20 protein-coding genes are annotated in these 24798 nt (G+C 67.0%); 6 read left to right on the top strand and 14 right to left on the bottom strand.

Annotated features, from left to right (window positions below):
* Positions 1-200: 200 nt before the first annotated feature.
* The 3 genes from D5301_RS10545 to D5301_RS10535 form a co-directional block, all read right to left on the bottom strand.
* Positions 201-2264 carry a TonB-dependent copper receptor gene (locus D5301_RS10545; protein WP_153855655.1) on the bottom strand — a complete coding sequence of 688 codons (2064 nt, stop codon included), beginning with the start codon at positions 2262-2264 and terminating at the stop codon, positions 201-203.
* Between the two features lie 72 nt (positions 2265-2336).
* Positions 2337-2768: a DUF2946 family protein gene (locus D5301_RS10540; protein ID WP_324187305.1), complete on the bottom strand. Its 432-nt coding sequence runs from the start codon at positions 2766-2768 to the stop codon at positions 2337-2339.
* Between the two features lie 736 nt (positions 2769-3504).
* Positions 3505-4488, bottom strand: coding sequence for a LysR family transcriptional regulator (locus tag D5301_RS10535; RefSeq protein WP_010481448.1), 984 nt, complete (start codon positions 4486-4488; stop codon positions 3505-3507).
* Between the two features lie 207 nt (positions 4489-4695).
* Here D5301_RS10535 and cysK point away from each other — a divergent pair, with 207 nt between their 5' ends.
* The gene (gene cysK, locus D5301_RS10530) at positions 4696-5655 is read left to right on the top strand and encodes a cysteine synthase A (protein ID WP_153855654.1); all 960 of its coding nucleotides are present in this window, start codon (positions 4696-4698) and stop codon (positions 5653-5655) included.
* 211 nt (positions 5656-5866) lie between these two features.
* Entirely contained in the window at positions 5867-6466 is a 600-nt protein-coding gene (locus tag D5301_RS10525) for an O-acetyl-ADP-ribose deacetylase (protein WP_110713408.1), read from the top strand.
* A 91-nt stretch (positions 6467-6557) separates the two neighbouring features.
* Here the strand turns inward: D5301_RS10525 and D5301_RS10520 are convergent, their stop codons facing one another.
* From D5301_RS10520 to D5301_RS10500, 5 genes are all read right to left on the bottom strand, one after another.
* Positions 6558-7706 (bottom strand): ABC transporter substrate-binding protein, encoded by a 1149-nt coding sequence (locus D5301_RS10520; RefSeq protein WP_110713409.1) that lies wholly within the window; start codon positions 7704-7706, stop codon positions 6558-6560.
* A 129-nt stretch (positions 7707-7835) separates the two neighbouring features.
* On the bottom strand, positions 7836-8840 hold the full coding sequence (locus D5301_RS10515) for a class I fructose-bisphosphate aldolase (protein ID WP_010481439.1): 1005 nt from the start codon (positions 8838-8840) through the stop codon (positions 7836-7838).
* 196 nt (positions 8841-9036) lie between these two features.
* Positions 9037-10503 (bottom strand): pyruvate kinase, encoded by a 1467-nt coding sequence (pyk, locus tag D5301_RS10510; protein ID WP_110713411.1) that lies wholly within the window; start codon positions 10501-10503, stop codon positions 9037-9039.
* A 174-nt stretch (positions 10504-10677) separates the two neighbouring features.
* Positions 10678-11331 (bottom strand): HAD hydrolase-like protein, encoded by a 654-nt coding sequence (locus D5301_RS10505; RefSeq protein WP_110713412.1) that lies wholly within the window; start codon positions 11329-11331, stop codon positions 10678-10680.
* Positions 11328-12503, bottom strand: a complete 1176-nt coding sequence (locus D5301_RS10500) for a phosphoglycerate kinase (RefSeq protein WP_110713414.1) — start codon at positions 12501-12503, stop codon at positions 11328-11330. Before D5301_RS10500 ends, D5301_RS10505 begins: the two co-directional genes overlap by 4 nt.
* A 765-nt stretch (positions 12504-13268) precedes the next feature.
* Between D5301_RS10500 and D5301_RS10495 the strand changes: the two genes are divergently transcribed.
* On the top strand, positions 13269-14183 hold the full coding sequence (locus tag D5301_RS10495; RefSeq protein WP_153855653.1) for an IS110 family transposase: 915 nt from the start codon (positions 13269-13271) through the stop codon (positions 14181-14183).
* Positions 14184-14399: 216 nt separating this feature from the next.
* On the opposite strand, the gene D5301_RS10490 is transcribed toward D5301_RS10495, so the two are convergent.
* The 3 genes from D5301_RS10490 to gap form a co-directional block, all read right to left on the bottom strand.
* Positions 14400-15776, bottom strand: coding sequence for a DUF3999 domain-containing protein (locus D5301_RS10490; protein WP_153855652.1), 1377 nt, complete (start codon positions 15774-15776; stop codon positions 14400-14402).
* Positions 15773-18442 (bottom strand): DUF2339 domain-containing protein, encoded by a 2670-nt coding sequence (locus D5301_RS10485; protein WP_153855651.1) that lies wholly within the window; start codon positions 18440-18442, stop codon positions 15773-15775. Before D5301_RS10485 ends, D5301_RS10490 begins: the two co-directional genes overlap by 4 nt.
* 125 nt (positions 18443-18567) lie before the next feature.
* Complete coding sequence (gene gap / locus D5301_RS10480; protein WP_005414333.1) at positions 18568-19572, bottom strand: type I glyceraldehyde-3-phosphate dehydrogenase; 1005 nt, start codon at positions 19570-19572, stop codon at positions 18568-18570.
* 193 nt (positions 19573-19765) lie between these two features.
* On the opposite strand from gap, the gene D5301_RS10475 reads away from it, so the two are divergent.
* The 3 genes from D5301_RS10475 (at position 19766) to D5301_RS10465 (ending at position 22501) form a co-directional block, all read left to right on the top strand.
* Positions 19766-20395 carry an OmpW family outer membrane protein gene (locus D5301_RS10475; protein WP_110713419.1) on the top strand — a complete coding sequence of 210 codons (630 nt, stop codon included), beginning with the start codon at positions 19766-19768 and terminating at the stop codon, positions 20393-20395.
* A 475-nt stretch (positions 20396-20870) separates the two neighbouring features.
* Positions 20871-21689 carry a S1/P1 nuclease gene (locus tag D5301_RS10470; RefSeq protein WP_110713424.1) on the top strand — a complete coding sequence of 273 codons (819 nt, stop codon included), beginning with the start codon at positions 20871-20873 and terminating at the stop codon, positions 21687-21689.
* A gap of 11 nt (positions 21690-21700) precedes the next feature.
* Positions 21701-22501, top strand: a complete 801-nt coding sequence (locus D5301_RS10465) for an MBL fold metallo-hydrolase (protein ID WP_153855650.1) — start codon at positions 21701-21703, stop codon at positions 22499-22501.
* 55 nt (positions 22502-22556) lie between these two features.
* Here the strand turns inward: D5301_RS10465 and D5301_RS10460 are convergent, their stop codons facing one another.
* Genes D5301_RS10460 through D5301_RS10450 form a run of 3 tightly spaced genes read right to left on the bottom strand, consistent with a single transcriptional unit; the run spans position 22557 to position 24683 of the window.
* Positions 22557-23120, bottom strand: a complete 564-nt coding sequence (locus D5301_RS10460) for a hypothetical protein (RefSeq protein ID WP_088431135.1) — start codon at positions 23118-23120, stop codon at positions 22557-22559.
* Complete coding sequence (locus tag D5301_RS10455) at positions 23117-24325, bottom strand: TonB family protein (protein WP_110713428.1); 1209 nt, start codon at positions 24323-24325, stop codon at positions 23117-23119. The genes D5301_RS10460 and D5301_RS10455 overlap by 4 nt, the downstream gene beginning before the upstream one ends.
* Positions 24318-24683, bottom strand: a complete 366-nt coding sequence (locus D5301_RS10450) for a BlaI/MecI/CopY family transcriptional regulator (protein WP_010484077.1) — start codon at positions 24681-24683, stop codon at positions 24318-24320. The genes D5301_RS10455 and D5301_RS10450 overlap by 8 nt, the downstream gene beginning before the upstream one ends.
* Positions 24684-24798: the final 115 nt, after the last annotated feature.

Below are 24798 nucleotides of genomic sequence, written 5' to 3'. Positions count from 1 at the left end.
CCGGCGTGGAACCAGGGCTGCGATAGCGCCTTGAACCCGTTCCGTGCAAGGCTGATATCAGCGGTGTCGGCGTGTGTCGAGGTGTATCCAGCCGCCCACTGTGGCCGCTGCCATCGTAGAGTCGAAGCTGCCCGACGGAGGGCGTCGGGCGGGGACGGATCCTGGCGGGGATCCGGCCCCGTTTTTTTGCATCCGACGGATCAATACCGGTAGTTCACCTTCATCCACAAGCTGCGGCCCGGCTCGTTGATGCGCACCGGATCGGCCGGGAAGCCGAAGTCGGCGCTGCCGGCAAGGTTCAGGTGCTCGCTGTAGGCACGGTCGAACAGGTTGTCGACGCCCGCGCTGAGCTGCAGCTGCGAACTGAAGCGGTACGCCGCGTTGAGCGCGAAAGTGGCGAAGCCGGCACTCGGCCCAAGATCCTGGGCGACGACGTTGCCTTGGCCATCTGCGACACGATGCTGGTGGGTCACCGCGCGCAGCAGCGCACCGGCACTCCAGCGCTGGCCCTCCCAGTTCGCGCTCAGGCGTGCTTCCAGCGGTGGCATCTGCGGCAACGGGCGATGCTGGTCGCGGTTCTCGCCCCACGCATAGGCCAGCGTGCCGCCCAGCGTCCATTGTTCGGCCACGCTCACTTCCAGGCCCGCCTCGGCACCAGCGATACGCGCATCAATGTTGCTGGCCTGGCTCATGCCCATCATGCCGCTGCCGTGGTAGGTGAACAGGATGTAGTCCTGGATCTGCCCGGCGTACGCCGAAACCCAGGCCTGCACGCGCGGTCCCTTGTACTGCAGGCCGACATCGAGCTGGGTGGTGCGCTCCGGCTGGATACCGGCAAACGCGTTCACTGCACCGGCCGGGCCGTGGTTGGGCGAGAACAGCTCCCAGTAGTCGGGCATGCGTTCACTGTGGCCGAGGCCGGCATACCAGGCCAGGCCGTCGGCCAGGTCCTGCTCGTAGCGCAGGAAGCCACTGCCGAGCCATTCCTTGCGGCGTTGGCCCGCAGTCGGATTGGGCATGTTGCCCATCATTCCGCGGATCGACTGCCGCTCGTCGCGCACGCTGGCACGGTCGATGCGCAGTCCGCTGATCCAGCGCTGATCGGTGCCGGCACCGAGGGTCAACTCGGTGAACACGCCGTAGCGCCGGAAGTTGGCATCAGTCTCCCAGGCGGCCTGGCGGTAGGTGTCGCGGCCCATGCCCATGCGCCCGCGATGGCGGCTGTCTTCGCCATCCACACCCGCCACCAGCTGCACGTCCTGCCAGCGCCACTCGGAACTGACCCGACCGCCCTGGGTTCGGCGAACCACGTTCGATGCCATCGGCATCGGCATCATGCTGTGCGGGTTCGGCGTGCGCAGCGTGTAGTTGTCCATCACGTGGTCGGCGTTGTTGTAGTACACGTTGGCCTGCAACGTGTCCCATGCCCCCGGCAGGTTGCGCTTCTCGAAACGCGCGGCGTAGCTGGTGCGTTCGAACGCGGCACCGTCCATGCCACGGCCCGCGTAGCGTGCGATGGCATCACCGGCACCGGCGGAAATCTCCAGCAGCGTGTCGGCATCCGGCGTCCAGCCGATGGCCACGTCACCGTTCCACTTGCGCCACTTCGACGGCACCACGTCACCGTTGCCATCCTTGTAGTCATCGGCTTCGGAACGGTTGCCACTGGCGCGCACGTAGCCGGTCGGGTTGCCCAGGGTCAGGTCCAGCACCTGGTCGTTGCGGTTGCGCGAACCGACCAGCGCACTGGCATCGGCACGCACGCCCGGTTCCTCGAAACGCGGGGTATCGCGCTCGAAACGCACGGTGCCGGCCGACGCCCCGGCCCCCCAGCGCACGCTCTGCGGGCCCTTGATGATGGTCAGCCGGTCGAAGCTTTCCGGTGCGATGTAGGACAGCGGATTGTCCATGCGCGATGGGCAGGCGCCGATCAGGTTGCCGTCATTGCTGAGGATGTTCAGGCGCGAACCGAACATGCCGCGCAGCACCGGGTCGCCGTTGGTGCCGCCGTTGCGGATGGCGGAGAAGCCGGGGACGGTCTTCAGGTAATCAGCGCCATCACTGGCAGGCACGGGCTGCCGCGGCAGGCGCGGATCGGTCACCCAGTGCAACGGGGACGACGGCGCGGCGGCGGTGACCACCATCGTGTCGAGGGTACGCGCCTCTTCGGCAGGCGCAGCGTGGGCCAGTGACGCGGCCACGGCCAGGCCAAGGGCAACCGGCAGGCGCGCGCAGGCGCCCGCGGGGCGGGAAGTCATTTTCATCGGAACAGCTCCAAAGTACGCACGCGCGCACGGCGCCCGGTCAGGCGTCGTGCGGCAGATTCGATAGGGACATCAGCGAACGATGGAGAAACGCGGCGGCCCGCGCGCGGCATGTGCCGGCCAGCGCAGCGCGGGCAGCACCTGCTGCGACCACGGGAACACCAGCCGCGGGCGCCACAGCAGCGGCAACAGCAGCACCAGCACCGCCAGCCACGGCAGCAGGCGCATCGCCAGCACGCAGTATTCGCAGGCTTCGCCGTGCATGGCGTGGGGGTCGGGCGGACGGCTGGGCGCGGCCGGCACGGCGCCGTGCTGATCGTGCCCGGGCACGGCCATGGCGTGCATGTCATGGCCCATCGCGGCATGGTCCATGCCCGCCATCGCCGCGTGCTCCATCGGCGATGCCTGCAGCGCGCGGCTGACCAGCGGCGCGAGCACCATCAGCAGCGTCGCCAGGACGGCGAGCTGGAGCAGGAGACGCTGCGGGCGGGACAGGCGGGTCACCCCGCTAGTTTAGAGCCGGGTCCAGGGTTGCCCTGTGCGACGAACCGTCGCAGGCATTTGCGACACCCCGTCGCGGGGGTGTTCGGCAGGGCTGCGCCCTGCACCTGCAGATGCCACGTCCACGGCAAGAGCCGAAGCAACAGCAATAGCAAAAACTGGCTTCCCGTGGGATGGCGGGGCGGGTCCGGTTGCGGGAGACGCCGTAAACCCGTCCCTGGGGGCTTGGCCGCGGCATCCATGCCGCGGACACTCCCGCAACCGGACCCACCCCGCCTTCGACAGTTTGCTGCGGTCTGTTGGAACGGCTCTTGGGGTCAGATCCGTTTTCCGCAGGAAAACGGATCTGACCCCAGATGTATTTCGATATCTGACAGATTTCATCCACGCATGGCGTGGATCTACCGTGTCGACCAAGGTCGACACCTACCAACAGCCATCGGAATCTGTCAGAGGTGGGGCGGTGTGGGTAGGCAGGACCGTTGGCGCCATGGATGGCGCCATCGAGCCCCCAGGGGTGAGGGCGCTTTGCTTGCGAAGCACTGCTTCGCAAGCGCCCGCACAGCCGCCAGCGGCTGGGCCGGACCGCGGAGCGGGGGTTTACGGCGTGTCCTGCCTGCCCACACCGCCCCGCCATCCCACAGAAAACCCGCATTTGATGTTGATGTTGCTACTGAGGTTGCCGGCCAGCGGCCGGCACTACCGCAGGTGCAGGGCTGCAAGCCCTGCTCGACCCACCTCACACCGTGATGGTCTGGGTCAGTGACTCCCAGGTCGGTGGCACCGGCCACGCCGCCGCCTGGTTGCCATCCAGCACCCTTCGCAGGTCGCGCGGATCAATCTGCGGTGCCAGCACGTGCACCAGCTCCAGCGCGTAATCACGCAGCACGCGGTCGCGCGGCAGCACCGCCCACGCGATGCATTCGCTGATCGGGTCCGGCGCCGGCCACGATCTCAGGTCTTCGTCGTTGGAACTGACCGCCATCTCCGCCAGCAGGCCCACGCCCAGCCCGGTACGCACATAGGTCTTGATCAGGTCCGCATCAAGCGCGGTCAGCGCCAGGTCCGGCACCAGGCCGTTCGCAGCGAAGGCGCGCTGCAACGAGGAATTCGGCCGGGTCGAGGATTCGTAGCTGATCAGCGGTTGCCGGGCCAACGCGGCCAGGTCCGGTGCGCGGCCCGCGCGGTCCAGCGGGTGGCCCTTCGGTACCACCACCAGACGTCGCCAGCGGAACAGCGGCACCGCGATGCCATCGGTGGGCTCACCGCCGGCGGTGCTGATGATGGCGATATCGGCATCACCCTGGTTCAAGCGGTCCAGCGCGTCGGCTTCACCGGCCTGCTGCAGGTGCACGCTCACCTGCGGGTAGGCCTGCTTGATCGCCGCCACGGCCGGCGGCAGCACGAAGCGCGCCTGGGTGTGGGTGGTGGTCAGGATCAGCTGCCCCTGGCTCTCGCGGCGCTGGTTGGCCGCGTAGGTGCGGATGTTGTTGGCCTCGGCCAGCACCGCGCGGGCACGGGCGATGACCTCGGTGCCGGCCGGGGTGACCGACTCCAGGCTGCGGCCCTTGCGCACGAACAACAGGAAACCCAGCTCGTCCTCCAGCTGCTTGAGCTGCTTGGACAGACCGGGCTGGGTGGCGTGCACGCGCGAGGCGGCCAGCGTGATGTTCAGCTCGGCGTCGGCGATGGCAACCAGGTAGCGCAGCTGGGTCAGCGTCATGGGAGGCAGGCGGCGTGGGGCGGAGGTCCACTCTAGGGTCAATTGCCGTCACCAGCTTATAACCAAAGGTTGTTTAAGAAAGGTATCTGGTCATTTCCGGGCGTCATATGCCGGCGCTACGGTCAGCCGGCAGCCGCTGGCCTGAACAGCCAGCCCTCCCCCTTCGCCCGCCGAAGCCCGGCGCGGCCCCGTTTCCGGAGCGCTTCCATGGCCCTGTACGACTCCATCCTCGATACCGTCGGCAACACCCCCATCGTCAGGCTGCAGCGCCTGGCGCCCCCGCAGGTCAGCGTCTACGCCAAGGTCGAGTCGTTCAACCCGGGCGGCTCGGTGAAGGACCGTCTGGCGCTGGCGATCATCCTCGACGCCGAGGCACGCGGCCTGCTCAAGCCGGGCGACACCATCGTCGAAGCCACTTCAGGCAACACTGGCGTGGCACTGGCGATGGTCGCCGCCGCGCGCGGCTACAAGTTCGTGGCCACCATGGTCGAGACCTTCTCGGTCGAGCGCCGCAAGCTGATGCGTGCCTATGGTGCCAAGGTGATCCTGACCCCGGCCGCCGAGCGCGGCAGCGGCATGGTGCGCAAGGCGGCCGAACTGGCCGAGCAGCACGGCTGGTTCCTGGCCAGCCAGTTCGCCAACCCGGCCAACCCGGCGTATCACCGCAACACCACCGCCGCGGAAATCCTGCGCGACTTCGCCGGCAAGCGGCTGGACTATTTCGTCAGCGGCTGGGGCACCGGCGGCACGCTCACCGGTGTTGGCGAAGTGCTGAAGGTGGCACGCCCGCAGACCCGCATCATCGCCACCGAGCCAGCCGGCGCCGCCCTGCTCAAGGGCGATGACTGGAAGCCGCACAAGATCCAGGGCTGGACCCCGGACTTCGTGCCGGACGTGCTCAACCGCGATGTGGTGGACGAACTGGTCTCGGTCGAAGATGACCGCGCGATCGCCACCGCGCGCCGCCTGGCGGCCGAGGAAGGCATCTTCGTCGGCATCTCCGCCGGCGCCACCGTCGCCAGTGCGCTTGACGTGGCCGCGCGCGCTGAACCGGGCTCGGTGATCCTGGCGATGCTGCCGGACACCGGTGAACGCTATTTCTCCACACCGCTGTTCGCCGATGTGAATGAAGGGTCCGACGACGAGTGGTTGGCCGGCCTGCCGTGACACCCGGGGTCGGATCCCTTTTCCGCAGGCAAAGGGCTCTGACCCCCTTCTGCTTCAGCCTGCGTGAAGGTGCCGCCCGCCATCGTGCGTGAAGGCCGTCGGATCGCAGCGCGTGAGACGGTCATGACGCAATATCGATGCCCTGTCCCCTACCGTGGGAACAGCCGGCGCAGATGCTGCGCGGATCACCTCACAGGCAGGAGACGGACGCATGAAGATCGAGGTTTGGCAGGGCGACATCACGACCCTGGCGGTGGATGCGATCGTCAACGCGGCCAATGAAACACTGCTCGGTGGCGGTGGTGTCGACGGCGCGATCCATCGCGCAGCCGGCCCCGCACTGCTGGCCGAGTGCGAGCAGTTGCCGGAGCTGCGTCCGGGCGTGCGTTGTCCGACCGGCGAAGTGCGCGCCACCGGCGCCCATGCGTTGCCAGCGCGCCACGTACTGCACACGGTGGGCCCGGTCTGGCATGACGGCCAGCGCGACGAACCGGCGCTGCTGGCCAACTGTTACTGGAAATCGCTGCAGCTGGCCGAATCACTGGGCGTGCAGTCGATCGCGTTCCCGGCGATCAGCTGCGGCGTGTATGGCTATCCGCTGTACCAGGCCGCGCAGATCGCGGTGACGGAAACGCTGGCCTGGCAGCGCAGCCACGCGCAGCCGATGCGCATCGTGCTGGTGGCATTCAATACGGCCACGGCCAAGGCGTACCAGCAGGCGCTGGCTGCCGCCGGCCAGAACACGGACAGTGAACCGCGCACTTCGATGTTGCCGCCGCTGGGCGATGCAGGCTTCGCTGCAGCGCATTGATCCGCAGCGCTGCAGGCAAGAGAAAAGGCCGGGCATTGCCCGGCCTTCTGCATCACACCGTTGTTTTCATCCACGCATGCGTGGATCACGCTCAACGGCTGGCGGCTTCCACCGCAGCAGCATCATCAGCCACCGCCGCCGCAGCGTCGGCCGCAGCACGTGCAGCCGAGGCCGCAGCACCATCGGCGCTGGCACCCTCCACCTGCACGCGCACTTCCACCAGGCCCGCGCCATTGTTCAGGCCGGACACGTCCACGGTGTAGTGACCGGCCGGCAGCGTCTCTTCCAGGCGCGCGTTGGTGCCGTTGCCACCATCATCGTCGGCCAGCTCGACATCGCCGCCCACCACGCGCAGCACGGTATCGACCTGGCTGGAGATCGCATCCAGGCGTACATCGGCCGGGCGGTCCAGGGACAGCAGGAAGCGGCGGCGGCCATCATTGTCGAGCATGGTGTACACGCTGCCCGACTTCGGCAGGGCGCTGCCATCGCGCTCGACCAGGTTGCCCGGCAGTTCGATGCGGGTGGCCGACAGAGTGAACATGCCACTGACGCCGTCGCCCAGGCCACGCGCGGTCAGGGTGTACTTGCCCGGCTTCAGCGACAGGGTCAGGCGCGAGTTGGTGCTGTCGCCACCATCGTCATTCTCCGCATCAACCCCCTGGCCCGACAGCTTCAGCACCGGATCGAAGACATCCGAGACCAGGCGGATCTCATACAGGCCTGCCTTGTCCACCTGCAGGGTGTAGTCCTGCGAACCGCCGGCCAGCATGTCGACGATCTCGCCACTGCCCGCCAACGGCTTGCCGTCGTACGGCACCAGCTTCTCGGCGCGCAGGCGGTACGGGCCGTAATCGGTCGAGCCATTGGCGTTGACCGCCACCTGGTAGGTGCCGCCACCGTTGGCACGGAAGGCCAGCGAGACGTCGCCTTCGCGCTCGTAACCGGTGTTGCTGCTGGCCACCAGGCTGCCGTTGCTGAATACCGCGATCGAGCCACTCAGCGATCCGGTCAGCTTCAGCCCAACCAGCTGCTTGTCTTCCAGCTTGATCTGGTAGAGCTGGTGGTGGCTGCCGTCATTGAAGTTGATGCCGCTGCGCGAGGTGATCTCGCCGGACACCGGCTTGTCGAAATCGAGCGACGCGGCCTTGCCTGCCTCTGCACCGCCGCCACCGATGCGGTTGCACCCGCCGGCGACCAGGACCGTGGCTACGGCCAGTGTGATTGCTGCCAAACGCATGTTGTTTCTCCTTGGCCTTCCATGTGGTTCCCGCGTACCGGCCGGGCACGCGGGGGCGGAAAAGATACCCGCAAAAGCAAACGCCGGCGTGATGCCGGCGCTGCCTTGTTCATCCAGCGATGGGACGGATCAACCGTTCCACTTGCCCAGCGCAGCCAGGCCGTTGTCCTTGGCACGCTCGTACACGGTCTTCTGGGCAGCGGCGTAGTTGCCCTTCATGTCCTTGGCCCACAGCTTCAGCGCGGCCTGCTGCATGGCGCGGCCGTAGGAGAAGCTCAGCGGCCACGGCAGGTTGCCCAGCTGGTTCATCGCGTTCAGGTGCTCGGTGGACTGCTCATCGCTCTGGCCACCGGACAGGAACACCACGCCCGGCAGGATCGCCGGCACGGTGCTCTTCAGGCACATCACGGTAGATTCGGCCACTTCCTCGACGTCGGCCTGCTCATCGCAGCCCTTGCCGGAGATGACCATCGAGGCCTTCAGGATGGTGCCTTCCAGCAGCACGTTCTGCTGGTAGAGCGCGTCGAACAGCGAACGCAGGGTGGCTTCGGTGACTTCGTAGCAGGTCTCGATGTCGTGGTCGCCGTCCATGATCACTTCCGGCTCGACCATCGGCACCAGGCCACATTCCTGGCACAGGGCGGCATAGCGGGCCAGCGCGTGGGCGTTGGACTCGATGCAGGTGCCCGACGGAATGCTCTCGCCGATGTTGATCACCGCACGCCACTTGGCGAAGCGCGCACCCAGCTTGTAGTACTCCTGCAGGCGCTCGCGCAGGCCGTCCAGGCCTTCGGTCACCAGCTCGCCCGGGCAGCCGGCCAGCGGGTGCGCACCCTTGTCCACCTTGATGCCCGGAATCATGCCGTGGTCGGCCATGTACTTGGCGAACGGCACGCCGTCCTTGGTCGACTGACGGATGGTTTCGTCAAACAGGATGGCGCCGGAAATGTGCTCGTTGAGCTTCGGCGTGGTCAGCAGCAGCTCGCGGTAGGCGCGACGGTTCTCCTCGGTGTTCTCGATGCCGACGCCAGCGAAACGCTTGGCGATGGTAGCGGTGGATTCGTCGATCGCGATGATGCCCTTGCCCGGGGCAACCATGGCCTGGGCGGTTTCAGCCAGCTGTTCGATGCTCATGTACTTCCTGTGGCGGGTGCGGGAAAAACGTAAGTATAGCCCCGCTGCCCGTTGCCCCGACGTGGAGGCCAGTCTGGAAACGATTCCAATGTCCGCACCGGACAAGGGATGTCCTGCGGCGTGGGGTCAGAACCCCTTCGGGAATCTGACCCCGGGTCGGACCCGCGCCGCGGCTCCGACCCAGGGCCGACTGGGTTTACAGATCGCCCAGGCCGATCGCGCGGCCGTCGTCGCCCACTTCCAGCAGGCGCAGGGTGTTGGTTGCGCCCAGGGTTTCCATGTGCTCGCCGCTGGTAAACACCACGCGGTCACCGGCCTGCAGCAGTTCGGCTTCCACCAGCAGGCGGATGCTGCCGCGTGCGGCTTCGCGCGGGGTCAGGCCACGGCTGTCGAAGTTGATCGGATAGACATCGCGCATCAGCGCCATCTGGCGACGTGCGCCGTCGTGGCGGGTCACCGCGAACACCGGTGCCTTGGCGCGGAAACGCGACAGATAGCGGGCGGTACCACCGGATTCGGTCATGGCCACGATCGCGCGCACACCCACGTGCTGCGACAGGAACATGGTGGCCATGGCGATGGCCTGGTCAGCACGCTCGAGGTTGCGCGGCGAGGCGTTGAAGTCGGTCTCGGTCTGGAACTGGCGCTCGGCCCCCAGGCAGATGCGCGCCATTGCTTCCACAGCCTTGACCGGCCAGGCACCGGCAGCGGTCTCGGCCGACAGCATCACCGCGTCCGTGCCATCGATGACCGAGTTGGCCACGTCCAGCACTTCGGCACGGGTCGGGATCGGGCTTTCGACCATCGACTGCAGCATCTGCGTGGCGGTGATCACCACCTTGTTCTGCGCCAGCGAGGCCTTGATGATCTTCTTCTGCAGGCCCGGCAGTTCGGCATCGCCGATCTCCACGCCGAGGTCGCCACGGGCCACCATCACCACGTCGCTGGCCTCGACGATTTCTTCCAGGTTCTCGATCGCCTCGGTGCGCTCGATCTTCGACACCAGCGCGGCATCGCAGCCGTGCGAGCGGGCGATCTCACGCGCGTCGTTCATATCCTGCGCGTTGCGGCAGAACGACACGGCGATGAAGTCGACACCGATCTTGGCGACAATGCCGATCAGCTCCTTGTCACGCTCGGTCAGCGCGCCCAGCGACAGGCCGCCGCCTTGCTTGTTCAGGCCCTTGCGGTCGGACAGCACACCGTCGTTGAGCACGGTGTTGATGATGCGTTCGCCCTGCACCTCCACCACCTGCAGCTGCATCAGGCCGTCGTCGAGCAGCAGCACATCGCCCGGACCCACGTCCTGCGGCAGGCCGAGGTAGCTCACGCCCACCTGGGTCGCATCGCCGGGGCCGGCGTTGGTGCTGGCGATCAGGTCGAAGCGGTTGCCCGCCTTCAGCTGCACCTTGCCTTCAGCGAAGCGCTCGATGCGGATCTTCGGGCCCGGCAGGTCAGCCAGGATGCCGACTTCCACGCCGACGCGGGCGGCGGCGGCGCGCACTTCGGCGGCGCGCTTGGCCTGGCCGGAGGGATCGCCGTGGCTGAAGTTCAGGCGCACCACGTTGACGCCGGCGCGGAACAGATCCTCCAGCACGCCCGGCGGATCAGTGGCCGGACCGAGGGTGGCAAGGATCTTGGTGCGACGCTGACGCTCGAACATGGTGAATGGGCCTCTCCCGATAAAGAACGGAAATTAGCACATCCTTCACGCCGCATGTATACGGTTACAGCCTTGCGCTGCCTGACTTCGCGGGTCATGGAACGGACATCGTCCGGACATACGCTGGCGCAGGGAGTTCTGCAGAGCCGAGCATGGGCTCGGCTCTGCAGGGGACTAGGCCAGCAGCGTTTCCAACTGCGACGGCGCGTGCGCCAGCTGCCCGGCACCGGCTTCGATGAGCTCGGCCTCACCGCCAAAGCCCCACAGCACACCGACACTGCGCAGGCCGTGGTGGCGTGCGCCTTCGATGTCCATGCGGCGATCGCCGATCATCCAGCACTGCGCCGGCTGCACTTGAAGGCGGCGCAATGCCTCGCCCACCAGTTCCGGCTTGTGGCTGCGCGAGCCGTCCAGGGTCGAACCGACGATTTCCTCGAACAGTCCGCCGAACGGCAGGTGGGCCAGGATGCGGCGCGCATGCGGCTCGTTCTTGGCGGTGACCACCGCCAGGCGGTGGCCACGCCCATGCAGCGTGCGCAGGGTGTCTTCCACCTGCGGGTACACCGTGTGCTCGCGCCAGCCCTCGGCGTCGAAGCGTTCACGGTAGTAGCCCACCGCCTGTTCCACCCGCGCCGGTTCAATGAACAGCGGCGCGAAGGTGGTGCGCAGCGACGGACCGATCCAGCCCAGCAGCGTCTCCTGCGGCGGCACCGGATGGTCCATCTTCTGCAGCGCGTAGGCGATGCAGGCGGTGATGCCCACCTGCGAATCGATCAGCGTGCCATCGAGGTCGAAGAACAGGACATCCTTGCTGCGCTCGGCACTCATGCGCCGCGCGCGTCGAGTGCGGCCACCGCCGGCAGGGTCTTGCCTTCCAGGAATTCCAGGAACGCACCACCGCCGGTGGAGATGTAGCTGACCTGTTTGGCGATGTCGAACTTGTCGACCGCCGCCAGCGTGTCACCGCCACCGGCGATGGAGAACGCCTTGGAGCTGGCGATGGCGCGGGCCAGCGCTTCGGTGCCCTTGCTGAAGGCTTCGAACTCGAACACACCGACCGGGCCGTTCCAGACCACGGTGCCAGCCTTCTCGATCAGCTGCGCGTACTGCGCTGCGGTCTGCGGGCCGATGTCCAGGATCAGATCGTCTTCGGCAACGGCGTCGACCGCCTTCACCTCGGCGACCGCATCCGGCATGAACTGCTTGGCGGTGACCACGTCGACCGGCAGCGGGATGTCGGCGCCGCGCGCCTTGGCATCGGCCACGATCTTCTTCGCGGTGTCCAGCAGGTCCGGCTCGTACAGCGACTTGCCGACGTTGTAGCCGGCGGCAGCGATGAAGGTGTTGGCGATGCCGCCACCGACGATCAGCTGGTCGACCTTGCCGACCAGGTTGGCCAGCAGTTCCAGCTTGGTGCTGACCTTGCTGCCGGCGACGATGGCCAGCAGCGGCGTGGCCGGTGCATCCAGCGCCTGCGCCAGCGCATCCAGTTCGGCCATCAGCAGCGGGCCACCGGCAGCGACCGGGGCGAAGCGGATGACACCATGGGTGGAGGCCTGTGCACGGTGTGCGGTGCCGAAGGCATCCATCACGAACACATCGCACAGCGCGGCGTACTTCTTCGACAGGGCTTCATCGTCCTTGCCCTCGCCGACGTTCATGCGGCAGTTTTCCAGCAGCACCAGCTGGCCCGGCTGCACGTCGACGCCGTCGACCCAGTCGCGCACCAGCGGAACCTCGCGGCCGAGCAGCTCGGACAGGCGCTGGGCGACCGGCGCCAGCGAATCGGCTTCGCTCCACACACCTTCCTTCGGGCGCCCCAGGTGCGAGGTGACCATCACCGCCGCGCCCTGCTCCAGCGCGCGCTTGAGCGTCGGCAGCGAAGCCGTGATGCGCTGTTCGGAGGTGATGCGGCCATTCTCGATCGGCACGTTCAGATCCTGGCGGATCAGCACGCGCTTGCCGGAGAGGTCGAGGTCGGTCATGCGGACGATGGACATGGGCAACTCTTTGGCTCAGGGACGGGATGCCGGGGTACGGCAGACGGACATTGTATCGGGTGCGGGTGGTGGGAGGGCCGATGCCTGCGGCAGGCAGAGGCGCAACTGCAACTGCGAGAGCCAAAGCGCTGGCGCCTTGTGATGCTGTGGGTGGGCCGGGGCGGTGTGGGCTGGCAGGGGACGCCGTAAACCCGTCCTTGGGGGCTTGTCCGCGGCATCCATGCCGCGGACACCCCTGCCAGCCCACACCACCCCGGCCTCGACAGGTTCATGAGGTGATGCGGATGTCAAAGGCAAAAGCAGTTTCTGATGTCGGATGGAGAAAGAAGGGGTCAGATCCGTTTTCCTGCGGAAAACGGATCTGACCCCGATGGCCGTCTCCGCGAACAGCAGCCGAGCGTGGGCTCGGCTCTACAAGAAGCGCACAGCCAAGCTGCTTTTGCTTTTGCTTCTGCTCTTCTTTTTTCTTCCGTGGGTGGACGCACCCGGAAATTGTCAGAGGCCGGGCGGGTGGGCTGGGCAGGGGTATCCGCGCCATGGATGGCGCGGCTAAGCCTTATCTGATCGGAATCTGGCAGCGTAGGTGCCGAGAGCCGGCGTGGGCCGCCGTGTAAGCCTGGATCTCGACGATCGCCATGGAGCTTGGCGCCCACGCCGGAATCTCCCTTGATCCGCCCGAACAGTTGCTGGAGCTGACACTCGCAGTGATAAGACTGGGCAAGCGGGGGGAGCTCTCGACCCTTCCAGACTATACGGAGTCCGGTGATGAACGGGATCGGGATTGATGTCAGCAAGCGCCAACTGGATGTCGGCACGACGAACGGCGAGATCCTGCAGGTCAGCAATAGCGCTTCGGGTTTTGCTGAATTGGATCTCTGGTTGAGGAAACATCCGGCGAGCCAGATTGTGCTGGAAGCCACCGGTGGCTACGAACAGTCAGTACTGAACTTCCTGCACAACGCCGGTCATCCGGTGGTCCGCGCCAATGCCCTGCGGGCCCGTAGGCTGGCCCAGGGGTTGGGTCAGATGGCCAAGACCGACCGGTTGGATGCCTGTGCATTGGCGCAGATGGCGGCCCTGGTCAAACTGCCCACCTACCAACCGCTGGAGCCTTGGCAGCAGAAAATGCGGGAATTCGTACGGGCACGTCGACAGACGATGGAAGCCCTGACCGTAGCGCGGCAGCAGCAGGAGATGGTGACCGATCGTGAGTTGCGCCGACTGCTGCAAGCCAACATCAGCCGCCTGCAGGGGATAGTTGGGCGCCTGGGAAAGCAGATTGCCGAGCAGGTTGCGCAGCAGCCTCAACTGGCTGTCCTGAAGTCGATGAAGGGCGTCGGCCCGGGCTTGCAGGCGGTACTGGTCAGCTATCTGCCAGAGCTTGGCAGGATCAGTGGCAAGCGCATCGCCAGCTTGGTCGGGGTGGCCCCGATGTCCCACGACAGCGGAACCATGCGTGGCAAACGAAGCATCCATGGCGGCAGGGCCGAGATCCGTCAGGTGCTTTACATGGCCAGTATGTCGGCCATGCGGCATGAACCTCGACTGCGCGATTTCTACCAGTCGCTGCGAGCCCGAGGCAAGGAAGGAAAAGTAGCCATCGTGGCGGTGATGCGGAAGATGCTGGTGATTCTCAACGCCCGGGTGCGCGACGCTCAAGGCGGATCGATCCCCGCCTGAAGCCAGCCCCGTGCGCGCTCCAAGAGGCTGCCGGCCAGCGGCCGGCACTACCGTGCGTGACTGTCGGAGGGGCCGAGGCCCATCTCTCAACACAGTTGCTCCAGGGACGGATTCACGGCGTCCCCTGCCCAGCCCACCCGCCCGGCCAAGCGCGGCTTCATGCTTTTGCTTTACACGACCAACCCACCCACGAGGGGCTGCGCCGTTCGCCGGAACCTACGCCGAAGGCGCCGGCTTCTGCCGAAGCAGACTGACCGCCAGGCCGCCAACAACCAACACCCCCAGCCCCAGCAACGCCCACAGCAACCACGACTTCCAATCGCGCTGCGGCTTCAGCGCCGCCTCGCCGGCCAGCGGCTCCGGGCTGCCCTCCAGGCGCGCCAGCGTCGGCTGCCACGACGGGTCATTGCGCTGCCGCAGTTCCTCGATCAGCACACCAATCGGCGCTTCCATGCGGCGCGCGGTCGCACTGCCCACTGCCAGTGCATACGGCGCGGCCCCCTGGCTCAGGAACACCAGCACCTCCGGCTGGTAGCCCAGGCGCAGGGTCGGTGCGGTCGCCGTTTCCGCCGGGTTCGCCACCAGCTTCCAATAGCGGTCACGATGCACGCTACCCAGCGGCTGGGCCGCTGATTGCTGGCGCTGGCCCAGCGTGCCCTGCTGCAGCTGGTACGCAATCCACGGCGCACTGCGGCGCTGCCACTCGGCACTCTCGTCATCGCGGCTGAACAACGTCCACTGCACCAGGCTGTTGTCGGTGCTGGCCACATCGGCGCGTGCTACCGGGAAACGACCATCGAGTTCGAAGGTGTATTCGCCCTTGCCCTTCGAGACCGGCTCCAGCGACAGCCATTCCCACGGCAGCGTGGCCGGTGCCGGCGGCAGTTCGGCCAGCACGCTGCGCAGCGTCGGCAGGCGCGCATCGCCCTGTGCCAGCACACGCAGGTAACGTGCTTCGCCATTCACCTGCAGGCGACGCTGCAGCAGGCGCTTGCCAGCGCGCTGCAGATCCACCAGCGGAACGTCACGCCCGACCGCACGCCAGTGCTGCAGATCGTCGCTGGCATCCAGCTGCACCTGCGCCTGCAGCGGCTGTCCGCTGTCGGCCCAATCCAGCACCAGCGCCGCCAATGGTTGCTGGCCGAGCACGCTGGCATCGATCAGCCAACCGCCCTGCCCATTCGCCACCGCACCACCACTCACGCGCGCCTCGACCCGGCGTACGCGCCCATCGGTATCGCGTTCGGTCAGCAGCTGCAGATCATTGCGCTGTGCCTCGGCCAACGGCGGCAGCGCGAACCACGGCAGTTCACGCTGCACCGGCGGCTGCGCCAGCGGTTGGTCCGGCGCCAGCAGCGCCGATGGCAACGACTGGCCAGCGGCATTGAACACCTGCAGATCGCCGAGATCGGCGGCACCTGCACGGCGATAGATCGCCGGCTCCAGAACAACCCTGTACGCACCGGACTGTGCGCTGGACAGCGTCAGCGGCCACTGTTCGGCGTACTGCGTGCGGTAATCGGCGGCCTGCACCACGACGGCGGCCAGCATGCCGAACATCGCCGGCAGCAGCGCCCTGCTCCACTTCCTCATTGCTTCTCCTCCACGGACGGCGCCGCGCTGGGCGGTGCCGGTGCCAGATAACCCACGACCGTGCACAGCAGGCCGTAGGCGATGAACGATGCGATGCCCAGCAGGTTGCCCAGGTGCTGGCGATCGACGATGACCAGCTTGGCCAGCACCACGCCCATCAGCACGGCACCGACCATCCACAACACGCGCTGGCCACGGCGCGATCCCCACACCCAGGCAATCACGCCGAGCACGCTCCACAGCACGGTCAGGCTGGTCTGCGCCAGGCTGAAGCGCATCATCGACGCGTTCCACGACAGGCCGCCCCACTGATGCACGCCATGCAGCACAACGCTGGTCAGCGCGACGAAGGTTGCCAGTGACAGCAGCGGCATGCGGATACCCAGCAGCGCCTGCGGCGCCTGATCGCTGTACAGCCAACGCGCCAGCAGCAGCAGGCTCAGCCACTGCCCGAGCTCCGCCGGATTCAGCACCGGCAGCCACAGCAGCGGCGCAGCATCGCCCGGCAGCAGCTGGCCGGACAGCCAGCCGATCGACAACAGGCCGAACAGCACGCACTGCAGCGGCTGACGCACGCGGTCGAACGCTGCACCCAGCGGCCAGCGCAGCGCATTCCAGCGCCACAGCGACAACGCCGCCATCAGCAGCCACGGCAGGGTCACCAGCAGCGTCGTCCAGCCCTGTGCCAGATCGGCCTCGCCACCGCCCCACAAGGCCAGCAGCGAAAGCAGCGACGGCCACAGCAGCCACCACAGGAACTGCGCGATGCGCGCCACGGTGTCGCCCCCCTGGCGCAGGCACAGCAGCGTGCGCACGCCCAGCACCGCGAACACCGCCCAGGCCAGCGCGCCGTAGCCGGCGAACGGCTGATGGTGCGCGTCGCTCTGCAACAGCGCCAGCGGGAAGCCCAGCGCCAGCATCGCCAGTGCGGTCACCCCCAGCGCACGCGCCGGCTGGCGCCGCTGTACTTCGGCGGCCAGCCATGCGGTGACGGCAGCCAGCACCAGCAATGCATCCACTTCGGTGCGGTACGGGAAGAAACGGGTGATCTCATGCACCAGGCCACCCAGCCACCACAGCAGGCCCCACAGGTAGTAGACCAGGGCAATCTCGTGGCGGGACCTGCGCTGGTAGCTCCAGGCCGACGCGAAGCCGGCCAGGGCCAGCAGCAGCGCCCCGATGGCGGTCGGATTGATCAGGAAGCGCAGGTCCTCATGCCAGTGATCGCCACCGGCCACGAAGGCGAACGCAGCGCCCATCTGCAGCAGCGCGCCGGACACCTGCGGCAGCCAGCGTTTCTGGCGCAGGCCCAACCAGGCCAGGCCAGCGCCTTCCAGCGCAAAGACCGCGCCGGTGGCACGCGCCGACAAGGCCAGCGGCACCGCCAGCGTGGCGAAGCCCACCGCCAGCACCGCGTGCGACTGTGCCAGCACGGTGTACGACGCACGCGCGATCAGCGCACGTGCCAGCACCGCGTAGATCGCCGCCAGGGCCAGCGCGCACAGCGCCAGCGTCATCGGCTGCTGGTACAGCATGCCCGCCTGCAACGAGAACGCGACCAAAGGCGTACCGAACACCAGGCTGCCATCGATCAGGTCACGCCGCCCGGCGGGCTGCCGGCGTGCATACAGCAACGGGATCAGCAGGTAGAAGGCAAAGAACAGCAGCAGGAACGGCTCGGTGCTGCTGAACTTGTCAGGCGCGTACTGCAGCACGCCCCAGAACGTACCGATACCGAAGGTGAAGGCGAAGCCCAGCAGGTTCAGCGCGCGCCACGGTCGGAACCAGGCAATGGCGAAGATGCCGGCGTTGAGCACCGCGTAGTAGCTGAACAAGCCCACGTGGTTGCCGCTGCCGGTGGACAGCCACAGCGGTGCCATGAAGCCGGCGAGGATGCCCAGCACCGCCAGCGTGCGCGAGTTCTGCACCACTGCCAGCACGCACAGCCCGGCCACCAGTGCAATGGAGCTGACGAACGCGAAGCCCGGGGGAATCAGGTCGAAGCGCTTGAAGGCCGCGAAGATGGTCAGCAGCAGCACCCCGATGGCGCCGCCCTGCAGGGCCAGCGCGAACAGGCGCCTGCGCTCGCGCTGGTGCCAGCCGAACGCCAGCAGGCCGAGTGCGCCGACGGTGACGCCGGCCAGGCGCAGCTCGATCGGCAGCACCAGCCAGCCCTGGTCACTGACGTACTTCAGCAGTGCGGCGACACCGGCCAGCAGCACCAGCATGCCGATCTTGACTGGCACGTTGCCCTCGGTGAACCAGCGCTTGACCGCACCGACGCCGCGCTCGATGAAATTCGGCAGCACCGGTTCTGGCGGCAACGGCGGCTGCACCGGCGCCGGCGGTACCGGCGGTGGCGCAGCAGGACGGGGGGCAGGCGCCTCGGTGGGCGGGGCCTCTCGCACCGGCGGTTGTGGGGGTTGCGGCGCAGCCGCAGCGACCGGGCGCAGGAACGGTGGATCGGCACTGGCCGCAGGCGTGACCATCGGCCGTTCAGGCGCGGGCGTGACGGCCGCCGGCTTGGCAGCGGCAGGCGCGGCGGCCATGGCGCTTTCCAGCGCGGCGACGCGGCGGCGCAGGCCGGCAATCATCACCAGCGCCACCACCAGCAGCAGCGGGATGGCCAGCAGGACCAGTACGACCAGGGCTATCAGTGCTTCCATTGCGTGCTTCCATTGCGTTCCCGCGCCCCAGCGGCAGCGGTCGACCGCCCCATGCTACGACAGGGCCGGCCCCATAAACGACGAACCCCGGCCAGGCCGGGGTCCGTCTGCGATCTACGCCGGCCTTACTTGGCGGCGATGACCTTGGCCATTTCCAGGCACTTGTTCGAGTAGCCCCACTCGTTGTCGTACCAGGTCACCAGCTTGACGAAGGTGCCGTCCAGGGCGATGCCAGCGTCGGCGTCGAACACCGAGGTGCAGGTTTCGCCGCGGAAATCGGTGGCCACGACCTTGTCTTCGGTGTAGCCCAGGATGCCCTTCAGCGGGCCTTCGCTCTGTGCCTTCACTTCCGCGCAGATCTCGGCGTAGGTGGCTTCCTTCTCCAGCTCGACGGTCAGGTCGACCACCGACACGTCCGAGGTCGGGACGCGGAAGCTCATGCCGGTCAGCTTCTTGTTCAGTTCCGGGATGACCACACCGACGGCCTTGGCCGCACCGGTGGACGACGGAATGATGTTTTCCAGGATGCCACGGCCGCCGCGCCAGTCCTTGTTGGACGGGCCATCGACGGTCTTCTGGGTGGCGGTGGCCGCATGCACGGTGGTCATCAGGCCGCGCTTGATGCCCCACTTGTCGTTGATGACCTTGGCCAGCGGCGCCAGGCAGTTGGTGGTGCACGATGCGTTGGAGATGATCGCCTGGCCGGCGTAGGTCTTGTCGTTCACGCCGTACACGAACATCGGCGTGTCGTCCTTCGACGGGGCCGACATGATGACCTTCTTGGCGCCGGCATCGATGTGCTTCTGCGCGGTTTCCTTGGTCAGGAACAGGCCGGTGGCTTCCAGCACCACGTCAGCGCCCACTTCGTCCCACTTCAGGTTGGCCGGGTCGCGTTCCTGGGTCAGGCGGATCTTCTTGCCGTTGACCAGCAGGTCGTTGCCCTGCACCGCCACGTCGGCCTTGAAACGGCCGTGCACGGAGTCGTACTTGAGCATGTAAGCCAGATAGTCCGGCTCCAGCAGATCGTTGATGGCCACGATTTCGATGTCGTCGCCGAAGTTCAGCACCGCCGAGCGCAGGACGTTACGCCCGATGCGACCGAAACCGTTGATACCAACCTTGATTGCCATGTTCTCAAGCTCCTGCAGCCGCGACGGGTGCGGCGGGATGGATAGGGCCCACAAGTCTAGCAAACCGGGGCTGGCCACCGTGGGCCGGCCGGGGCCCGCAGCGGGCTGGCGGACAGGATTTGATCCGGATCAAAGCGTTAGCGCGGCGTGAGGCCGAGACTGTCGCCATCCACCCAGCAACGAGAACACCCCCATGCGCAAGATGTCCCCCCTGATCGTGGCCAGCCTGGCCGCCGCCCTGTCCCTCGCCGCCGCCCCGGCCATGGCCCAGTCCAAGGGCGACTGGACGCTCTCCGCCGGCATCCACCAGGTGGCGCCGAAGTCGAACAACGGCTGGCTGGCCAACCACACCCTGAAGGTCGACGTCGACAACGACGTCAAGCCGACCATCACCGGTGAGTACTTCATCGCCGACAACCTGGGCATCGAAGTGCTGGCCGCGCTGCCGTTCAAGCACGACATCAACATCAATGGCCTGGGCCGCGTGGGCAGCACCAAGCAGCTGCCGCCGGTGGTGACCGTGCAGTACCACTTCAACAGCAAGGGCAAGGTGTCGCCGTTCATCGGTGCGGGCGTGAACTACACGACCTTCTTCAGCGAAGACACCACCGGTGCGCTGAAGGACAGCCGCCTGAAGCTGCAGGATTCGTGGGGCCTGGCCGCGCATGCGGGCGTGGACTTCGCGATCGGCGAGAAGGGCGCGCTGCGCGTGGACATGCGCTGGATCGACATCGACAGCAAGGTGAAGTTGAACGGCGAGAAGATCGGCACGGTCAACATCGATCCGCTGGTCTACGGCGCGTCGTACGTCTTCAAGTTCTAAGCGGTGTGTTGAGCGCGGGGGCTTCGCCCCCGCTCCCCCGCTACCAGCAAAACCCTCGCAGCATGTTGCCCCGGTGATTGCCGGGGCTTTTTTGTTTGCGCGAAAGGCACCGGCATCTGGAATTGGGTGGAGAGGGTGGGGTGATCGGGACACGCCGTAAATACGGCCCTGTAGGCTCGATCGCCGCATCCATGCGGCGAACGGTCCCGATCACCCCACCCTCTCCACCCTTCCCATCTGCGCGCGCCAGCTCAAGCAAAGGCGAGGACAAGCCGCGTACTTCCAAGGGGTAGTGGGTGTCTGCAGTTGCGAGCGGCAGGTTTTGATCCTGCATTTGCTTTTGATGTTGCCTTTGACGTTTGCATCCGCCTTCGCTGCCATGTTGGATGGGGGCTGCAGGGGCAGGCGCTGCAGCCCGCCCCAGCAGACAGGAACGCGCCGCTCTTCAATCCACCTACCCCGCTAGAATGTGCGCATGAAAGCCCTGCACTCCCTCTTCCTCGCCGCCGCCCTGGCGCCGGCCCTGCTGTCCCTCTCCGCCCCCGCCCATGCCTGGGGCGCGCAAGGCCACCGTCTGGTCGCCGAAGTCGCCGACGCCCGCCTCACCCCCACCGCCCGCGCTGAAGTGGACCGCCTGCTGGCCATCGAACCGGATGCCACCCTGGCCAGCATCGCGCCGTGGGCCGACCAGCTGCGTGCCAAGGACCCGGGCCTGGGCCGTCGCTCGGCCGGCTGGCACTACGTCAACATCGCCGAGGACAACTGCCATTACGAAGCACCGAAGCATTGCAAGAACGGCAACTGCATCGTCGAGGCCCTGAAGGCCCAGAGCGCCATCCTCGGCGACCGCAGCCTGACCGACGGCGAGCGCCTGCAGGCACTGAAGTTCGTCGTGCACCTGGTCGGCGACATCCACCAGCCGATGCACGCCGGTTACGCCCACGACAAGGGCGGCAACGATTTCCAGCTGCAGTTCGGCAACCGCGGTACCAACCTGCACTCGCTGTGGGACAGCGGCATGCTCAACACCCGCAAGCTGGATGACGCAGGCTATCTGCCGCTGCTGCAGAGCCAGCGCGCGCCGAAGCTGGCGCGCCAGTCCAACCCGCAGCGCGACCCGCAGACGTGGGCCGAGGCCAGCTGCCGCATCTCCATGCAAGCTGGCGTTTATCCGGCCACGCGTAAAATCGGTGACGAGTACACCGAGCGCTACCGGCCGCTGGCCGAAGCGCAGCTGCGACTGGCCGGTGAGAACCTGGCGCAGTTGCTGAACCGCGTGCTCGGCGCGCGCTGAGGAGAGTTCCGATGTCGGTCCAGGTGCAGTCGTTCTTCCACCGTGACAGCAACACCTTCAGCTACCTGGTCAGCGACCCGGCCAGCGGCGAGGCAGCGCTGATCGACCCGGTCCTGGACTACGACCCGGATACCGACGCCAGCAGTGAAGCGCCGCTGCATGCCGCGTTGCAGGCCATCGAGCAACAAGGCCTGCAGCTGCGCTGGCTGCTGGAAACCCATGCCCACGCTGACCATGTGTCGGCCGGGCGCCGCCTGAAGCATCGTTTCCCGCAGGCCACGCTGGCCATCGGCGAAGGCATCCGCTCGGTGCAGGCCACGTTCGCACCGCGCTATGGCCTGCAGCTTCCGGCGTCCGATGAGATCTTCGACCACCTGTTCAGCGATGGCGAGACCTTCGCCCTCGGCGAACTGCGCGGCCAGGTGATCGCCGTGCCCGGGCACACCAGCGACAGCATCGCCTACCTGATCGGCGACGCGCTGTTCACCGGCGACTCGCTGTTCATGCCTGACGGCGGCACCGCGCGCTGCGACTTCCCGGGTGGCGATGCAGCGCAGCTGTACCGCTCGATCCAGCGACTGCTGGCCCTGCCCGAGGCCACCCGCGTGTTCGTCTGCCACGACTACGGCCCGGGCGGTCGCGACCTCGCCAACGAAACCACCATCGGCGAGCAGCGCGCGCACAACATCCACGTGCATGACGGTGTGGCCGAGGCGGAGTTCGTCAGCGTGCGACAGGCCCGCGATGCCACGCTGGAAGAACCGAAACTGATGCAGCCCGCAGTGAAGGCCAACATCCAGGGCGGGGCCTGATCGACGCCGCTGTATTGGCCGGGCATGGCCCGGCGCCACCCGGCATCACGCGCGATCATTTTCCCTGCGTGCGGACCGTCTGCCGGCCCTTCACGACCTCGAAGGTGAAGGCGTACTGCAGGGTGACGGCCACCGGTTCGACCCGCTCGGCACTGCGGCAGTCGCCGCGATCAGCCGGCACTTTGCCTGCCGCGAAGTGACAGACTGCGGCGGAGGAGTACTTCCACATGGCAACCGCCTCCTGCGCTGCCTGCAGCAAGGGCGCATTCTCCGGTGCCTCACCCGCACTGCATTCGCTGCGGTCGGTCAGCGGGATGCTGCGCTCAACGCTGCCCTGCGCATCCACCACCACCTGCAGGCAGACCGTAGTCGGCGGCAGCGAGGTGCGTGGATCACGCTCGCCCACTACCGGGTCCGGTGCCGTATGCAGTTGTGGCATGCGGTAGCCTTCGCTGGCGGCCAGTGCGTAGGGCTGGATCTGACCGGTCCCTCCCCCCGCATCGGGTCGCAGACGCTGGTGACCGACATTCTCGCTGCGGGTATCGGCCGTGGTCAGGCGATCCTGGGTTGCACATGCCGCCAGCAGCACCGCCATCATCAGCAGCGGCGCTCGCTTCACTTCGTGTCCTCGGTGTCATCCATGGCGTAGGTAATCGGGACGCGCACGGCACCGGCCACCGGCTTGCCGTTCTTCACTGCGGGCCGATAGGTCCAGCTGCGCGCCGCAGCAATCGAGACAGCATCGAACACCCCCGGATTGGTGGCGCTGAGCACCTGGACGTCGGTGGGATGGCCTTGGGCATCCACTTCCACGCGCAGGTTCACCACGCCCACCTGGCGCTGCTCGACCGCAGATTTCGGATAGGACGGTGGCGGCATCTTGTCGACCTGGATCTCCCGGTCCATGACGGACCCTGCGGCGCCTCCCGCGCCTCCCGCGCCTCCGCCCTGGCTGGCCCACGCCACCGCTCCCATTCCCAGGCACACCCCGACCACCAGTACCTGTCCCGACACCCACGGCAATGCCTTCCGCTTGGACTGCTTCAACATGGCGATGCGCTCCTTCAACACGGGTTGGCTGCGCCAATGGCAGACCGCGGGCGCAACCGGGTGGACCAGCTGCGCCTTCAGCAGCGTGCTGGCGTAGAGGCCGCGCAGCGCAGGCTGCGGGCCGATGGTGCGGGCATCGCAGGCCAGTTCCTGGTCGCGCAGGAAGCGGCGTGCGGCCCAGGGCAGCAACGGGTGGAACCAGAACAGCGCGCGCACCAGCAGCAGCGCGCCGTTGGCCCAGTGGTCGCCATTGCGACGGTGGCTGCGCTCGTGCTGCAGGATCAGGCCCTGTTCCTGTGCGGTGAACTGCTGGTCGAAGTCCGGGCCTACCACGATGCGCGGACGCCACAGGCCGACCAGCGCGGGCAGCCCGGGATCAGCGCTGGCCTGCCAGCTGCCATCTGCGCGTGCACACAGTTGGCCCATGCCACGTTCAAAGCGCCGCTGCGCACGTAGATCGCGTAGCAGACAAAGGACCGCCCCCAGCGTCCATGCCAGCAGCAACAGCCCGGCCCACGGCAGCGACTGCCCCGCCATGCCTTCGACGGCGCCGGGTACCACTTTCAGCGGCAACGTCGGCACATGCTCCAGAAGTGCCACCTGCGGCAACGGCAGCATCAGTGCCAGCAGCAGCATCGGCAGCAGCCACCAGCTGCGATAGGCCAGCGCAACGCCCCCCAATCGCACCAGCAGCGGCCGCATCACCGCCAGCAGGACCACGCCCACCGCCAACCACAGGCTGGCCTGCCACACTCCGTTGAGCAGCTCAGTCATGGTCCAGCTCCTGGATCAGTTTCTTCAGTTCGGCGATATCCTGCGCACTCAACTGGCCGCGTTCGCTGAAGTGCGCGACCAACGGCGCAACGCGCCCTTCGAAGACACGGCCGATGAAGTCCTGGCTCTGCGCCTCCACCCACGCCTGGCGCTGCAGCAACGGCCGGTACAGGTAGCGCCGGCCATCACGTTCGGCAGCAATCGCGCCCTTGGTCAGCAGGCGGTTGAGCAGGGTCTTGATGGTCGGCTCGGCCCAGTCACGGTGGGCCAGCGCGGCCACCACGTCGTCGGCGCTGCGCGGTGCCTGCTGCCAGAGCACCTCCATCACAACGGCTTCGGCTTCGCTGATCGGGGTCATGATTTACATCCGTAATCGACGATTTGATTACGCGCGTAATCGAAAGCCTTGTCAACCCCCTCGACTCCAGGTTCATCGCACCTGCGCCAGCATCGATGCCTCCCGCCCCAGGCCC

It is taken from the genome of Stenotrophomonas sp. MH181796 (genome assembly GCF_009659995.1).
GTDB classification, from domain to species: domain Bacteria; phylum Pseudomonadota; class Gammaproteobacteria; order Xanthomonadales; family Xanthomonadaceae; genus Stenotrophomonas; species Stenotrophomonas riyadhensis.
Note: the sequence above shows the minus strand (reverse complement) of the source record. Positions and strands in the feature narration are given on the sequence as shown.

Excerpts from the sequence above, each read along its gene's own strand:
- pyk (WP_110713411.1), bottom strand. The coding sequence starts at position 10,503 with ATGTTCGAGCGTCAGCGTCGCACCAAGATCCTTGCCACCCTCGGTCCG.
- gap (WP_005414333.1), bottom strand. The coding sequence starts at position 19,572 with ATGGCAATCAAGGTTGGTATCAACGGTTTCGGTCGCATCGGGCGTAAC.
- D5301_RS10475 (WP_110713419.1), top strand. The coding sequence starts at position 19,766 with ATGCGCAAGATGTCCCCCCTGATCGTGGCCAGCCTGGCCGCCGCCCTG.
- D5301_RS10495 (WP_153855653.1), top strand. The coding sequence starts at position 13,269 with ATGAACGGGATCGGGATTGATGTCAGCAAGCGCCAACTGGATGTCGGC.
- cysK (WP_153855654.1), top strand. The coding sequence starts at position 4,696 with ATGGCCCTGTACGACTCCATCCTCGATACCGTCGGCAACACCCCCATC.
- D5301_RS10500 (WP_110713414.1), bottom strand. The coding sequence starts at position 12,503 with ATGTCCATCGTCCGCATGACCGACCTCGACCTCTCCGGCAAGCGCGTG.
- D5301_RS10490 (WP_153855652.1), bottom strand. The coding sequence starts at position 15,776 with ATGAGGAAGTGGAGCAGGGCGCTGCTGCCGGCGATGTTCGGCATGCTG.
- D5301_RS10465 (WP_153855650.1), top strand. The coding sequence starts at position 21,701 with ATGTCGGTCCAGGTGCAGTCGTTCTTCCACCGTGACAGCAACACCTTC.
- D5301_RS10450 (WP_010484077.1), bottom strand. The coding sequence starts at position 24,683 with ATGACCCCGATCAGCGAAGCCGAAGCCGTTGTGATGGAGGTGCTCTGG.
- D5301_RS10515 (WP_010481439.1), bottom strand. The coding sequence starts at position 8,840 with ATGAGCATCGAACAGCTGGCTGAAACCGCCCAGGCCATGGTTGCCCCG.
- D5301_RS10455 (WP_110713428.1), bottom strand. The coding sequence starts at position 24,325 with ATGACTGAGCTGCTCAACGGAGTGTGGCAGGCCAGCCTGTGGTTGGCG.
- D5301_RS10520 (WP_110713409.1), bottom strand. The coding sequence starts at position 7,706 with ATGCGTTTGGCAGCAATCACACTGGCCGTAGCCACGGTCCTGGTCGCC.
- D5301_RS10535 (WP_010481448.1), bottom strand. The coding sequence starts at position 4,488 with ATGACGCTGACCCAGCTGCGCTACCTGGTTGCCATCGCCGACGCCGAG.
- D5301_RS10505 (WP_110713412.1), bottom strand. The coding sequence starts at position 11,331 with ATGAGTGCCGAGCGCAGCAAGGATGTCCTGTTCTTCGACCTCGATGGC.
- D5301_RS10545 (WP_153855655.1), bottom strand. The coding sequence starts at position 2,264 with ATGAAAATGACTTCCCGCCCCGCGGGCGCCTGCGCGCGCCTGCCGGTT.
- D5301_RS10470 (WP_110713424.1), top strand. The coding sequence starts at position 20,871 with ATGAAAGCCCTGCACTCCCTCTTCCTCGCCGCCGCCCTGGCGCCGGCC.
- D5301_RS10525 (WP_110713408.1), top strand. The coding sequence starts at position 5,867 with ATGAAGATCGAGGTTTGGCAGGGCGACATCACGACCCTGGCGGTGGAT.
- D5301_RS10485 (WP_153855651.1), bottom strand. The coding sequence starts at position 18,442 with ATGGAAGCACTGATAGCCCTGGTCGTACTGGTCCTGCTGGCCATCCCG.